Annotated in this window: 9 protein-coding genes and 1 tRNA gene; 7 read left to right on the top strand and 3 right to left on the bottom strand. The window is 64.4% G+C overall.

Features of this window, described 5'->3' with window-relative positions:
• Positions 1 to 42: 42 nt before the first annotated feature.
• The 3 genes from J1C52_RS08535 to J1C52_RS08525 all read right to left on the bottom strand — a co-directional run bounded on the left by J1C52_RS08535 (position 43) and on the right by J1C52_RS08525 (position 2,276).
• On the bottom strand, positions 43 to 615 hold the full coding sequence (locus J1C52_RS08535) for a hypothetical protein (RefSeq protein ID WP_227427510.1): 573 nt from the start codon (positions 613 to 615) through the stop codon (positions 43 to 45).
• A gap of 71 nt (positions 616 to 686) precedes the next feature.
• Positions 687 to 1,361, bottom strand: coding sequence for an SOS response-associated peptidase (locus J1C52_RS08530; RefSeq protein ID WP_227427509.1), 675 nt, complete (start codon positions 1,359 to 1,361; stop codon positions 687 to 689).
• Between the two features lie 12 nt (positions 1,362 to 1,373).
• Positions 1,374 to 2,276 (bottom strand): DMT family transporter, encoded by a 903-nt coding sequence (locus J1C52_RS08525; protein WP_227427508.1) that lies wholly within the window; start codon positions 2,274 to 2,276, stop codon positions 1,374 to 1,376.
• A gap of 124 nt (positions 2,277 to 2,400) precedes the next feature.
• Between J1C52_RS08525 and J1C52_RS08520 the strand changes: the two genes are divergently transcribed.
• The 7 genes from J1C52_RS08520 (at position 2,401) to malQ (ending at position 14,065) form a co-directional block, all read left to right on the top strand.
• Positions 2,401 to 2,490 (top strand) — tRNA-Ser (locus tag J1C52_RS08520).
• A 261-nt stretch (positions 2,491 to 2,751) separates the two neighbouring features.
• Positions 2,752 to 5,160, top strand: a complete 2,409-nt coding sequence (locus tag J1C52_RS08515) for a glycogen/starch/alpha-glucan phosphorylase (protein ID WP_227427579.1) — start codon at positions 2,752 to 2,754, stop codon at positions 5,158 to 5,160.
• Positions 5,161 to 5,249: 89 nt separating this feature from the next.
• Positions 5,250 to 7,439 (top strand): 1,4-alpha-glucan branching protein GlgB, encoded by a 2,190-nt coding sequence (glgB, locus tag J1C52_RS08510; RefSeq protein ID WP_227427507.1) that lies wholly within the window; start codon positions 5,250 to 5,252, stop codon positions 7,437 to 7,439.
• Entirely contained in the window at positions 7,436 to 8,701 is a 1,266-nt protein-coding gene (gene glgC, locus J1C52_RS08505) for a glucose-1-phosphate adenylyltransferase (protein WP_227427506.1), read from the top strand. The genes glgB and glgC overlap by 4 nt, the downstream gene beginning before the upstream one ends.
• Positions 8,698 to 10,161 carry a glycogen synthase GlgA gene (gene glgA / locus J1C52_RS08500; RefSeq protein ID WP_227427505.1) on the top strand — a complete coding sequence of 488 codons (1,464 nt, stop codon included), beginning with the start codon at positions 8,698 to 8,700 and terminating at the stop codon, positions 10,159 to 10,161. Before glgC ends, glgA begins: the two co-directional genes overlap by 4 nt.
• Positions 10,152 to 12,230 (top strand): glycogen debranching protein GlgX, encoded by a 2,079-nt coding sequence (gene glgX, locus J1C52_RS08495; protein WP_227427504.1) that lies wholly within the window; start codon positions 10,152 to 10,154, stop codon positions 12,228 to 12,230. The genes glgA and glgX overlap by 10 nt, the downstream gene beginning before the upstream one ends.
• Positions 12,230 to 14,065 carry a 4-alpha-glucanotransferase gene (gene malQ, locus J1C52_RS08490; RefSeq protein ID WP_227427503.1) on the top strand — a complete coding sequence of 612 codons (1,836 nt, stop codon included), beginning with the start codon at positions 12,230 to 12,232 and terminating at the stop codon, positions 14,063 to 14,065. The genes glgX and malQ overlap by 1 nt, the downstream gene beginning before the upstream one ends.
• The last annotated feature ends 134 nt before the right edge of the window (positions 14,066 to 14,199 follow it).

The following is a 14,199-nucleotide window of genomic DNA, read 5'->3' as shown; positions in this document are numbered from 1 at the left end:
GTTGGCCGCAAGGCCCCGGCTCTGGGCCGGGGCGCGTGGCGCTCAATAGGTAACGATGGTTTCGAAATCCGTCAGCGGCGTGCCCGGCGCAAGCAGGTCTTCGACGCCCAAGGTCACGCTGGCTGTGGTGCCGTCATCTGACAGCGTGCCCGTGGTGCTTTCGACGCTCGCACCCGTGACCGAAAAGGTGATCGACAGCCCCGCCAGCATTTGCTGCGCCATGGCCAGCGCTTGCGGGTCTTCGGCCATTTCATCCATCTGGCCCGACATGGCCGACAGGGGCATGAGCGCACGCACGCGGTTGCCGCCCAGATGCACGAGCTGGGCCTGAATGTCTTCGGGGCCGCCGTCGCCGCCATCATCCATGATCTCGGCAAAGGAGCCGGTCTGGTCGATCTCGCAGCGGGCATGGGTGTCGGTCATCACCAGCGTGCCGCCATCCTCTTCATCGCAGAAAGAGGCATCCTGCCCAGACATCTCGAACATCTGGCGGTTGATCTGCATGTAGCCCGTGACGCGGGCCTCGTCCTCGCCCAAGACTTCGACATTCATGTCCACCTCTATGCAGGCGGTCAGGGCAAGCAGGGCGGGCAGGGCAAGAAAGATCGGACGCATGGCGGGCCTTCGTGTCTGGTGACTGATGCGGGCAGCATAGGCCAGATTCGCCCCTGTGCACAGGTTGGAAATCAGCCTGTGCCAAGTGGCAGCGGGTCGATCAGCCCGTCGCCGCTGGCGCGGTTGGAATTGATTGCCGTGCCCACGCGGTGAAACCGAAGCGCGTCGTCAGGCGCTGGACGCATGAGCGGGGCCGCGCCGTGGCCCTCTTCGCCCAGCCATTTGGGCCAGTCCTGTGGGCTAAGGATAACCGGCATCCGGTGGTGCAGCGCTTTCAGCCTGTCATTGGCGGCGCATGTCACAATGGCGCAGGTCGCCTGCCGCGTATCCTCCGCGCCCCAGACCTGCCAGACGCCCGCAAAGGCCAGAACGCCGCCCTCGGGCGGATAAATATACCACGGCAGGCGCGCGCCCTCGGCATCCTTGGTCCATTCGTAAAAGCCGGTCGCCGGGATCAGGCACCGCCGCCTGCGCACGGCCTGCGCGAAAGCGGGTTTGGTGGCGATGGTCTCGGCGCGCGCGTTTATCAGCAGCGGCCCATCGGTTTCAGTTGTGTACCAATGCGGCAGAAACCCCCAGCGCATCGGCCCTGCATGGCGCTCGCCCGCCTTGCTGAGGATGGTCAGAACCGGCTGCGTCGGGCAGATATTCTGCCCATGCGCCGTGGCGCTGTCATTGGACAGGCGCGCGTCGAACAGGCGCGCGACGGCGTCATCGGGCAGGGTCAGGGCAAAACGTCCGCACATGGTGCGATGCTATCACGGCGCGACCACGGGCTGAACCGGTTTGCGGCGGCTGTAGACCAGCCCGCCGATGATGATCGCCAGCGCAAGGATGAAGCGGCCGGGCAGATCTTCGGACAGGACCACCACGCCAAGGATGACCGACCAGACCGGCACGTGATAGTTGACCTGCGACAGGAAGCTTGGCCCCGCGCTGCGGATGATCGCGACCAGCAAGAGCGTGGCAAGCCCGGTCGGAAACAGCCCCAGATAGACAACGGCCCCGATGGCGCGGGCAGAGGGGGCGGTGGGGATGCCTTCAACCAGCAGCGCAAGCGGCACCATCACGGCGCTGGCAAGGCCAAGCGCCAGAACCCCAAAGGCCACCGGATGCACGCTTGGGCAGCGGCGCGTGACGATCGCGCCCACCGCATAGCTGAGAGAGGCACAAAGGCAGCCGATCCGCGCAAGGCTTTCCTGCGCAGAGCCGGAACTGTCCAGCACGCCCGGCCCGATCAGCACGGCCACGCCCACAAGACCGGCGGCAAAGCCGATGGCCTTGGGCCGCGTCAACCTCTCACCGGGCACGAAACCATGCGCCAGCCCGATCACGAATAGCGGGATCGCGGCCATGGTGATACCCGCGAAGCCAGAGGTGACATGCTGCTGCGACCAGCTGAGCAGGAAGAAGGGCAGCGCGTTGGACAACACCGCCATCCCGGCGGTAAAGGCCCAGACAACCGGATCGCGGGGCAGGGGAATACGCGCAACAAGCGCCACCAGCGCCAGCGTCAGCGCCCCCAGCGCGATGCGCCCGGCGGCAATGCTGATGGGGCCGAACCCCTCCAGCGCAAAGGCCACACCCAGAAAGGACGCGCCCCAGATCAGCCCCAGCGCATAAAGTACGACCCAATTGGCAAAGGTGGGGGGCGTCGGCATGGCACGCGGCTCTTGTGCTGGATAGTGAACATGTGCACAGATGACCGGCTTGCCGCGCCTTGTCCAGCCCAAAACGCGAAGGCATCTTGCGTTGCCCGCAGCGCCGCGTTAGCACCTGCTGGCCGGATGGGTGGCCGAGTGGTTTAAGGCTCTGGTCTTGAAAACCAGCGTAGGTGAAAGCCTACCGTGGGTTCGAATCCCACCCCATCCGCCACAGCCCCGACGCCCGCCCCGCGCGCCATCCGCGCGCTGGACAAAGCCTCTGGCGCGGCGTATCCGACCGTTTCCGATACCGCCACTTATGCCGTCAAAACATACCATGGTTGCCTGTTTTTAGCCCGGATCGCCCGCGATAACGCGCCTTGCCACATTTTTTCGATGGGCACCATTGATCCCGACTGCCGGACAGGAAAACCGAATGCACATGAACAGGTCTATCACCTTCGACGCGCAAACCGATGGCTCTGCCGGTTGGATGCCGACGAAGATCAGCAAGGAAACACTGCCGATGACTGCCACAGAACTGCGCGATGCGATCCTGAAGCATATCGAGTATTCGCAAGGCAAGGACTTGGTCCATGCCAGCCTTTACGACATGCGCATGGCATTGACGCTCGCGATCCGCGACCGCGTGATAGAGCCGTGGTTCCGGGCCACGCGCGCGACCTATGCCGCGCAGTCGAAGCGGGTCTATTACCTGTCCATGGAATTCCTGATCGGGCGCTTGCTGGAAGATGCCATCCTGAATACCGGCCTGACAGAGGCCGCGCGCGAGGCCGTGGCGGGGCTGGGCTTCGATTTCGACACCGTGCTGGCCGATGAACCCGATGCGGCGCTGGGCAATGGCGGTTTGGGCCGTCTGGCGGCCTGTTTCCTCGATTCCATGTCGACACTGGGTTGCCCGGCCTATGGCTACGGCATTCGCTACGAACACGGCCTGTTTCGCCAAAGCTTCGGCCCCGACGGGCGTCAGGTCGAAACTGCCGAGGATTGGCTGCGCCAGAAACACGGCTGGGAATTCGAGCGCCCGGAAGCCAGCTTCAACATCGGTTTCGGCGGCAGCGTGGCGGAAACGGGCCGCTCTGCGGTCTGGACGCCGGATGATGCCGTCATCGCCAAGGCCTATGATACGCCAATCATCGGCTGGCAGGGCAAATGGGCCAATACCCTGCGCCTGTGGGGGGCAGAGCCGCTGACCGCGTTCGACTTGGCCGCGTTCAACAAGGGCGATTTCGCCGGGGCCGCAGCACCCGAAGCCTTGGCGCGCACCATCAGCCGTGTGCTTTACCCCGATGATACGACCGATCAGGGCAAGGAGCTTCGGCTGAAGCAGGAATTCTTCTTCACTGCTGCGTCCATCCGCGACATCCTGCGCCGTTTCAGCGCCGAGCATAACGATCTGGCAGCCCTGCCCAGCAAGGTCGCCATCCAGATGAACGACACCCACCCGGCCATCGCAGGCCCGGAACTGGTGCGCCTGTTGGCCGATGAGCGGGGCATGGCCTTTGAACAGGCGGTCGACACCGCCCGCGCCTGCCTTGGCTACACCAACCACACGCTGATGCCCGAAGCGCTGGAACGCTGGCCGGAAAAGCTGATGACACAGGTTCTTCCGCGCCACATGCAGATCATCGAGCGCATCGACGAGCTGCACGCAAAGGCGCACCCCAAGCGCAAGGTCTCTATCGTCGAGGGCGGCGAGGTCAAGATGGGTGAGTTGAGCTTCATCATGGCCAACAAGGTCAATGGCGTCTCGGCGCTACATTCCGAACTGGTCAAGGACACGGTCTTTGCCGAGTTGAACAAACTGCATCCCGGCCGCATCGTGAACGAGACCAATGGCGTCACCCCGCGCCGCTGGGTCAAGGGCGCGAACCCGCGCCTGTCGGCGCTGATTACCGACACGATTGGCGAGGGGTGGGAAGACAACCTTGAACGCTTGGTCGAGCTGGAACCGGCGATTGCCGAGCAGGGGTTCCGCGACCGCTTCGCCGCGATCAAGGCCGAGAACAAGCGCGACCTGACCGCATGGATCGAGCGCGAGATGGGCATTTCCGTAAATCCCGATGCCATGTTCGACGTGCAGATCAAGCGCTTCCACGAATACAAGCGCCAGCACCTGAACATTCTGGAAACCATCGCGCTGTGGCAGGAAATCCGCGCCAATCCCAAGGGCAACTGGGCGCCCCGCGTCAAGATCTTCGGCGGCAAGGCTGCACCGGGCTACGTGATGGCGAAGGAAATCATCCATCTTATCAACAACGTGGCGCGCGTTATTAACTCCGACAAGTCCACCCGCGACCTGCTGACGGTGGTCTATCCGGCCAATTACAACGTCACCATGGCCGAACGCCTGATCCCGGCATCGGACCTGTCCGAGCAGATCTCGACCGCGGGCAAGGAAGCGTCGGGCACCGGCAACATGAAATTCAGCCTGAACGGCGCGCTGACCATCGGCACGCTCGACGGCGCGAATGTCGAAATCCGCGAACTGGTCGGGGCAGAGAATTTCTTCCTGTTCGGCATGACGGCTGACGAAGTGGTCAAGCGCCGCGAAACGCCGGACCACGCCGCGCGCGCGATCAAGGCCAGCCCGCGCCTGAGTGCGGCGCTCGAGATGATCGAATCCGGTGCCTTTTCGAACGGCGACAAGACGACCTATTCCGATCTTGCCCAGAATTTGCGCAGCCATGATTATTTCACGGTCTGCGCCGATTTCGACAGCTATTGGGACGCGCAGCGCCGTGTCGATCAGGCTTGGGCCGACCCGGATAACTGGACGCGCATGGCCGCGATCAACACCGCGCGCACCGGCTGGTTCAGCAGCGACCGCACGATCAAGGGCTACATGGCCGATATCTGGAAAATCGACCCGATGATCTGACCGGGCCTTGCCCCGTCCCGTCAGCCGGGGCGGGGCGCTACCGTTAACAATATCATTGCCATTCGCCCGGACCTGCGCGACAAATTCGCATGGCACGGGCAAATACCACTCCACCCAAAGATATTTCCGACGACGACATTCGCGCCATCGCGGAGGGGCGCGTCGATGATCCGTTCGATATGTTCGGCCCGCGTCACCGAGGGCGTGCCGGGGTGTTGGTGACCTTCGATGCCTATGCCCAAAGCATCAGCGCCATCACGCCATCGGGCGAGGTGGTCTTGCAGCCCAAGGGGCAGGGCGTGTTCTGCGGCGATCTTGGCCGGCGCAAGAAATACCACCTGCGCGCCAGCGACGGGGTCAACACGTGGGAGTATGACGACCCTTACCGCTTTGGCCCTGTCTTGGGTGATATGGACCTGTATCTGATCGGTGAGGGCACGCATCGCCGCCTGTGGGATGCGCTTGGCGCGCATCCCGTTACGCATGAGGGCGTGGCGGGCGTGCATTTCGCGGTCTGGGCCCCCAATGCGCGCGGCGTGTCGGTTGTCGGCGGCTTCAACGGATGGGACGGGCGGCGCGCGCCCATGCGCCACCGCAGCAACGGCGTGTGGGAGATTTTCCTGCCCGGTCTGCAACCGGGCGAGGCTTATAAATACCAGATCCGCCCCCGTGACGGTGCGCCTTTCCTGAAAGCCGACCCGGTCGCGCGCGCCACCGAATGCCCGCCCGCCACCGCCTCGCTTGTGCCCGCGGCCACGACCCGCGACTGGGCCGATGCCGATTGGATGGGCCGGCGCGCCGAAGGGAACCTTCATGCAGAACCTGTCAGCATCTACGAGGTGAACCTCGCGTCCTGGCGCCACCGCGACGGGCGCGCGCTCAGCTACCGTGAGGCCGCGGAGGAGCTAGTCGATTACGCCCATCACATGGGCTTTACGCACATCGAATTCATGCCCTTGGCCGAATACCCGTTCGGGGGGTCGTGGGGGTATCAGCCGACCGGGCTTTATGCGCCGACCGCGCGCCATGGCAGTCCCGACGATTTCCGCGCGCTGGTGGATGCCGCCCATGCCAAGGACCTTGGCGTGCTGATGGATTGGGTGCCCGCCCATTTCCCCAACGACGCGCATGGCATTGCCCATTTCGACGGCACGCCCCTTTACGAACATGCCGACCCGCGCGAGGGGTTTCACCCCGATTGGAACACCCATATCTACAATTTCGGCCGCACCGAGGTGCGCAATTTCCTGACCGCGAATGCCATCTACTGGCTGCGCGAGTTCCATCTGGACGGGCTGCGCGTGGATGCCGTCGCCTCCATGCTCTACCGCGACTATTCGCGCGAAGATGGCGCATGGATCCCAAATCGTGACGGCGGGCGCGAGAATTACGAGGCGATCGACTTCCTGCGCGAGATGAACACGCTCGCCTATGGCGAGGGGCCGGCGGGCGTGACCGTGGTGGCCGAGGAAAGCACGGCTTGGCCCGGTGTAACCGCGCCCGCGCATCATGGTGGGCTTGGCTTTGGGTTCAAGTGGAACATGGGCTGGATGAACGACACGCTGTCTTTCATGGAGAAAGACCCGATCCACCGCCGCCACCACCACAACCAGATGACCTTTGGCTTGGTCTATGCGTTCAGCGAAAACTACGTCCTGCCCATCAGCCATGACGAGGTGGTGCACGGCAAAGGCAGCATGTTGCAGAAAATGCCGGGCGACCACGGGTCCAAGCTGGCCAATCTGCGGGCCTATTACGGCTTCATGTGGGGCCATCCCGGCAAGAAGCTGTTGTTCATGGGCTGCGAGTTCGGGCAGGGCCATGAATGGAACCATGACACCGAACTGGATTGGGCAGCACTTGGCCATCCCGGCCATGCGGGGCTGCAAACGCTGGTGCGCGACCTGAACACATTCTATCGCGGCCAGCCCGCGCTCTATCAGCGCGACGCCGACAGCACGGCCTTCACATGGATCGACCGCGACGCTTACGAAGAATCGGTGCTGTCATGGGTCCGCTGGGGCGAGGCGGGCACCAAGCCCGTGGTCGTCATTTGCAATTTCACCCCGGTCGAGCGGCATTGGCCGCTGGGCCTGCCACTTGGAGGAAGATGGCGCGAGGCACTCAACACCGATGCCGAGCGCTATGGCGGGTCGAACCGGGGCAATCTGGGCTGGGTCATTGCCGATGGCCCGCCCCAAAGCGGTCAGGACCAGTCTGCCACGGTTCTGGTGCCACCCCTCTCCACCCTGTTCCTGATCCCGGAGGAAGATCAATGACCCCTGCAACGCAACGACTGTCCAGCCGTTCCATGGCGTTCATCCTGGCAGGGGGGCGCGGTTCGCGGCTGCACGAATTGACCGACAACCGCGCGAAACCGGCAGTCTATTTCGGCGGCAAGACCCGGATCATCGACTTCGCACTGTCGAACGCGCTGAATTCGGGCATTCGCAAGATGGCGATCGCCACGCAATACAAGGCGCATTCGCTGATCCGCCATTGCCAGCGCGGCTGGAACTTCTTCCGCGCCGAGCGGAATGAGTATCTGGACATCCTGCCCGCCTCGCAGCGTGTCGATGAACTGCACTGGTATGAGGGCACCGCCGATGCCGTTTACCAGAATATCGACATCGTCGACAGCTATGGCGTTGAATACGTGGTCATTCTGGCGGGCGACCATATCTATAAAATGGATTACGAGGTGATGATCCGCGAGCATGTCGAAACCGGCGCGGATGTGACCGTGGGCTGCCTGACCGTCGCGCGCGAGGAAGCCACGGCCTTTGGCGTCATGGCGGTCGATGCCGGGGGCCGGATCACCGATTTCGTGGAAAAGCCCAAAGACCCGCCCTCGATCCCCGGCAGCCCCGGACAATCGCTTGTGTCGATGGGGATCTATGTCTTCGACTGGCAATTCCTGCGCCAATTGCTGATCGAGGACGCGGCACTGCCCAATTCGAACCGCGATTTCGGGGGCGACCTGATCCCCAAGGTCGTGAAGCATGGCAAGGCCATGGCGCACAGGTTCGAGACTAGTTGCGTGCGTCACCGCGCCGATGCCAGCGCCTATTGGCGCGATGTCGGCACCGTCGATGCCTTCTGGCGCGCGAATATCGACCTGACGGGCTTTGACCCGGAACTGGACCTGTGGGACCGCAATTGGCCGATCTGGACCTATTCGGAATCCGCCCCGCCCGCGAAATTCGTCCATAACGAGGAAAGCCGCCGCGGGCTGGCGCTGTCGTCGCTTGTGTCTGGGGGCTGCATCATCTCTGGCACAGAGGTGCGGGATTCGCTGTTGTTCACGGGCGTGCATTCCAATTCATGGGCGTCGCTGACCGAAGCGGTGGTGCTGCCTTACGTCACCATCGGACGCCATGCGCAATTGACCAAGGTGGTCATTGACCGTGGCGTCACAATCCCCGAAGGACTGGTGGTCGGCGAAGACCCCGAGGAAGACGCGAAATGGTTCCGCGTCACCCCCGGCGGTGTCACGCTGATTACGCAATCCATGCTCAACAGGCGCGCAGGGCAAATATGACAACACCCAAGACACGGTCGGTTCTGGCGGTCGCCTCGGAATGTGCGCCGCTGGTCAAGACGGGCGGGCTGGCCGATGTGGTGGGTGCTTTGCCCGCAGCCCTTGCGCCGCAAGGCTGGGCCATTCGCACGCTGGTGCCGGGCTACCCTGCTGTCATGGCCGCGTTTCCGCGTGCCCGTGTGCTGGCGGAATGGCCCGATCTGCTGGGCCTGCCTGCGCGGATCCTGGCGGCCAGCCGGGGTGCCCTGGACCTGCTGATCCTTGATGCGCCCGCGCTTTATGACCGCGACGGCTCGCCGTATCTGGACGCTGCGGGGCGTGACTGGGCCGATAATGACCTGCGCTTTGCCGCGCTCTGCATGGCGGCCGCGCGGATTGCGCAGGACGGGCTGGGCGGCTGGTGCCCCGAACTGGTGCATCTGCACGACTGGCAGGCGGGGCTGGTCCCGGTCTACCTGGCGCAAATGGGGGCCAGCACGCCCACGCTGCTGACCATTCACAACATCGCCTTTCACGGCCTGACCAAGCCCGACCGGATGGAACGGCTGGCCCTGTCGCCCGCGCGGTTCAACATGGACGGGTTCGAGTTTTTCGGGCAGGTCTCTGCGCTCAAGGCAGGGCTTGTGGGGGCAAGCGCGCTCAACACCGTCAGCCCGACCTATGCGCAGGAATTGATGACGCCGGACTACGGCATGGGGCTGGATGGCGTGATCCGGGCGCGGGCTGCCGACATGTCAGGTATCCTGAACGGCATCGACACCGATGTTTGGGATCCGGTGCGCGACCCGGCGGTGCAATGGTATCGCCTGCCCTCTGGCAAGGGGGTCAATGCGCGGCTGCTGCGGCAGGAATTCGGGCTGGACGATGGGTCGGGGCCGCTGGCGGTCGTTGTCTCGCGGCTGTCCGACCAGAAGGGGTTGGATCTGTTGCTGGCGGCCTTGCCCGATTTCCTGAAAGCGGGCGGGCAGCTTGCGCTTCTGGGTTCTGGCGACCCGCATCTGGAACAGGCTTGGCGCGCGGCGGCGGATGCAAGGCCCGGTCAGGTCGGCGTGCGTATCGGCTATGACGAAGCGCTGTCGCACCGCATGTATGCGGGTGCTGACGCGGTTCTGGTGCCGTCACGGTTTGAACCCTGCGGGCTGACCCAGCTATACGCGCTGCGCTATGGCGCGCTGCCGGTGGTGGCGCGCACGGGCGGGCTGGCCGACACGGTGATCGACGCGAATGCGGCGGCGCTGGCGGCGGGGGTGGCGACGGGTATCGTGCACGCCTCGCATTCGGTGCCGGCGCTGGTCCATGCGTTGCTGCGGCTATGCGCGCTGCATGGCCAGACCGCCACCTTCCGGCGCATTCAGAAAAATGCCATGAAACACCCCGTGGGCTGGGACGCCAGCGCCCCGCTTTACGCAGAGCTTTACGCGAAGCTGGCCGATTCAAGGACCATGTCCCCATGCCCCTGACCATCGAGCGCGGTCGCCACGACCGCATCGGCGCGACCTTTGACGGGGATGGCGTGAATTTCGCGCTGTTTTCCGAACATGCCACGGCGGTAGAGCTGTGCCTGTTTTCCACCGACGGGGCGCGCGAAACCCACCGGCTGCGCTTGCCGGAGCGCACGGGCTATGTCTGGCACGGGCGCGTGCCGGGCCTGTTTCCCGGCCAGCTTTACGGATACCGCGTGCATGGTCCCTATGCGCCCGAACAAGGCCACCGCTTCAACCCGCACAAGCTGCTGGTCGATCCCTATGCCAAGCGGCTGACAGGCCATCTGCGCTGGTCGGACGCGGTCTTCGGCTACAAGACCGGGGCCAAGACGCTGGACCTGACCTATTCCACCCGCGACTCGGCCCGGTTCATGCCGAAATCGGTGGTCGAGGATACAAGCTTCTTCTGGGGCAACGACCGCCCGCCCGCGACGCCGCTGAGCGAAACAATCATCTACGAGGCCCATGTCAAAGGCCTGACCCAGCGCATCGGCTGCCCCGATCCGGGCACGTTTCAGGCCGTGGCCTCTGACCGGGTGCTGGACCATCTGGTCAATCTGGGCATTACCGCGATCGAACTGTTGCCGGTGCAGGCCTTTCTCAACGACCGCTGGCTGGTCGAGAAGAAGCTGACGAATTACTGGGGCTACCAGACGCTGGGCTTTTTCGCCCCCGATCCGCGCTATCTGGCGCATGGCCAGATCAGCGAGTTCCAGCACATGGTCGCGCGGCTGCACAGCGCCGGGATCGAGGTATATCTGGACGTGGTTTATAACCACAGCTGCGAGGGGTCCGAACTTGGTCCGACCCTGTCCTTCCGGGGCATCGACAATCGCAGCTATTACCGGCTGGCCCCCGATCCGCGCTATTACATCAATGACACGGGTTGCGGGAACACGCTGAACCTGGATCACCCGATGGTGCTGCGCATGGTCATGGACAGCCTGCGCTACTGGGTCGAGGTGATGCGCGTCGATGGCTTTCGCTTCGATCTGGCTTCGACGCTGGCGCGCGACGAGCATGGGTTCCAGCCCAATTCCGCGTTTTTTGCCGCGATCCGCCAAGACCCGGTGCTCAGCCGCGTAAAGCTGATTGCAGAGCCTTGGGACATCGGCCCCGGCGGCTACCAGCTTGGGGCCTATCCGCATCCGTTCCTGGAATGGAACGACAAGTTCCGCGACGGGGTGCGCCGGTTCTGGCGCCGCGACAGCCGCCAAGCGCCAGAGCTCGCGGCGCGGATCACCGGCTCTGCCATGCAGTTCGACCATTCCGGGCGCAGCGCCACAAGTTCGGTCAATTTCATAACCGCGCATGACGGGTTCAACCTGATGGACCTCGTCAGCTATGCCAGCAAGCACAACCTTGCCAATGGCGAGGACAATCGCGACGGCCATTCCGAGAATTTCTCGGACAACATGGGCGTGGAGGGGCCAACCGCAGAGCCGCATGTCGTGCAGGCCCGCGCGTTGCGCCGGCGCAACCTGATGGCGACGCTCCTGCTTAGCCAGGGCACCCCCATGATCCTGGCCGGGGACGAGATCGGCCATACCCAGCAAGGTAACAACAACGCCTATTGTCAGGACAGCCCGATCTCTTGGCTGGACTGGGACGATGTCGATGCGGATATGCTGGCCTTCACCCGCCGCCTGATCGCGTTTCGCAAGCGCCACCCGATCCTGCGCCAGAAGCTGTTCCTGCATTCGAAAGAGCGCAGCGCCGACGGCAAGGCCGATATGCTGTGGTGGCACCCGTCCGGGCGGCTGATGACGCCCGAGGATTGGGAAGACCCCGCGCTATCCCATGTCTGCGTGGAATTGCGCAAAGCCTCGGGCACGCCCGCCTATGCCGATCTGGAATACGCGCTGTTTCTGGTCTTCAACGCCGGCGATGATCTGGAGGTCACGCTCTCGCCCGCGCCCGACGGCAAGGTCTGGTCACGGCGGATCAATTCCCATGCGCCCAAAGCCCCGCATGAACGCATTGCCTTTGGCAAGCTGCGGGTGCCGGGGCATTCCGTCTCGGCGCTGGTGTTGGAAGACGCCTGATGTCCGCGCTGGATGACCTGTGCCGCACAGCCGGGCTGATCTGGAGCTACCGCGACGGGGCAGGGCGGATGCAGGTTGCCCCGCCCGCCAGCCGCGAGGCGGTGCTGGCGGCGCTGGGCCACGGCAATCCCGACGCCGCCCTGCCGGAAGAGTTGCGCAACGCCAGTTCCCGCGCGGTGACGATGGGGCAGCCTGTCCCCTGTGACGGCGGTCCTTGGGTGCTGACGCTGGAGTCGGGCGAGGTTCTGCGCGGCAAGGGCGCACTGCCACCGCTGCCGATGGGCTATCACCATCTGGCGCAGGGACCACGCGTGGTGCATCTGCTTGCCGCCCCCGACCGCTTGCCGCTGCCGCCCCGCCGTTGGGGCGTGACACTGCCCCTGTTCGCGCTCTGGGACGGGGTGCAGGCGGGCATGGGCAGCTATCCGCAGCTTGGTGCCTTGGCCAAGGGGCTGGCCCATCACGGTGCGGGGTTTCTGGGCATCAACCCTATTCACGCGGGCTTTCCCGATGACCCGACGAATTACTCGCCCTACGCGCCCTCGCATCGGCGGCGGTTGAATGTGCTGCATGTCCAGACGGGCCAGCCCATGCCCGAAAACAACGGTCTGATCGACTACGCGCGCACCATTCCCGCCCAACGCGCCGCGCTCAAGGCCGAGTTTGCACAATTCGCAGGGCACCCGGCCTTTGACGCGGCGCTTGCGGCGGGTGGCGCGGCGCTGGAGCAGTTCGCCATCCACCAAGCGCTAAGCGAGGTCTATGGCCCCTATTGGTGCGACTGGCCCGCCGCTTACCAGACGCCCGACAGCCCGGAGGTGCAGCGCTTCGCAAGTGACCATGCAGATGCCTTGCGCTTTCACGCATGGGCGCAATGGCGGGCAGAGGCGCAACTGGCGCAAAGCCATGCACAGGCCAAGGCGGCGGGCATGGAGTTTGGCCTGTATCTGGACATTGCCGTCGGCACCCATCCGTATGGGGCGGAAACATGGGCCGAGCGCAGCTCTTTCGCGCAAGGCGTCAGCCTTGGCGCGCCGCCCGATCTGCTGGGGCCATCGGGGCAACGCTGGGGGCTTGCCCCCTTGCGCCCCGACCGGCTGCGCGCCACGGGCTACACCGCCTTTGCCCAGACCCTGCGCGCGCAGCTTCGCTTCTGCGGGCTTTTGCGTATGGATCATATCTTGGGGCTGGAGCGCAGCTTCTGGCTGCCCGATGGGTTGCCGGGGCTTTACGTGTCGATGCCGCGCGACGAATTGCTGGCCGTGCTGCGCATCGAAGTGGCGCGCGCGGGCGCGTTCGTGATCGGCGAAGACCTTGGCACCATCCCCGACGGATTGCGCGATGCGCTGGCGGATGCGGGTGTCATGGGCTGCCGTGTCGCCATGTTCGAGCGTGACTGGGCCGGTGACAAAAGCTTCACCCCGCCCGAAGACTACACCCAAGCGGCATTGGCCAGTTGGGGCACACATGATTTGCCCACATGGCAAGGCTGGCGGGCGGGGCGCGACATTGACTGGCGCGCGCAACTGGGCGAGGTGGCGAATGAGGCAAGCGCCCGCGCCGAGCGCGCTGCCGATGTGGCCGCCTTCGACCGTCTTGCGGGTGGGTCTGATCTGACCGCCTTGCACCGCCATCTGGCTCGCAGCGCCAGCACCCTTGTGGCCGTGCAAGGCGAGGATCTGGCGGGCGCGCTGGAACAGGCGAACCTGCCCGGCACGATTTTCGAGCACCCCAACTGGCGTCGTCGCCTGCCGGTGTCGTTGTCCGATCTGACCGCGCTTCCCACACTGGCAGAGGCCGGACAGCTTATGTCTAAGGCCGGTCGCCGCGCCTAGCCGCCGCCCCGAACCGCCGTCCCCGGCACGGGGCTCTTTTGCCCGAGTCTGGCCCGTTGCTGTCGGCCAAGCCGTCATTTTCACCCGAAATGGACGGTATACGGTGGGATGCAAAAATAAATTGGTTTTACAAA

Origin of the sequence: Roseibaca sp. Y0-43, from assembly GCF_020667835.1 — a bacterium.
GTDB lineage: Bacteria > Pseudomonadota > Alphaproteobacteria > Rhodobacterales > Rhodobacteraceae > Roseinatronobacter.
This window is presented reverse-complemented; position numbering and strand designations above follow the sequence as displayed.

Excerpts from the sequence above, each read along its gene's own strand:
- J1C52_RS08535 (WP_227427510.1), bottom strand. The coding sequence starts at position 615 with ATGCGTCCGATCTTTCTTGCCCTGCCCGCCCTGCTTGCCCTGACCGCC.
- J1C52_RS08530 (WP_227427509.1), bottom strand. The coding sequence starts at position 1,361 with ATGTGCGGACGTTTTGCCCTGACCCTGCCCGATGACGCCGTCGCGCGC.
- J1C52_RS08525 (WP_227427508.1), bottom strand. The coding sequence starts at position 2,276 with ATGCCGACGCCCCCCACCTTTGCCAATTGGGTCGTACTTTATGCGCTG.
- J1C52_RS08515 (WP_227427579.1), top strand. The coding sequence starts at position 2,752 with ATGCCGACGAAGATCAGCAAGGAAACACTGCCGATGACTGCCACAGAA.
- glgB (WP_227427507.1), top strand. The coding sequence starts at position 5,250 with ATGGCACGGGCAAATACCACTCCACCCAAAGATATTTCCGACGACGAC.
- glgC (WP_227427506.1), top strand. The coding sequence starts at position 7,436 with ATGACCCCTGCAACGCAACGACTGTCCAGCCGTTCCATGGCGTTCATC.
- glgA (WP_227427505.1), top strand. The coding sequence starts at position 8,698 with ATGACAACACCCAAGACACGGTCGGTTCTGGCGGTCGCCTCGGAATGT.
- glgX (WP_227427504.1), top strand. The coding sequence starts at position 10,152 with ATGCCCCTGACCATCGAGCGCGGTCGCCACGACCGCATCGGCGCGACC.
- malQ (WP_227427503.1), top strand. The coding sequence starts at position 12,230 with ATGTCCGCGCTGGATGACCTGTGCCGCACAGCCGGGCTGATCTGGAGC.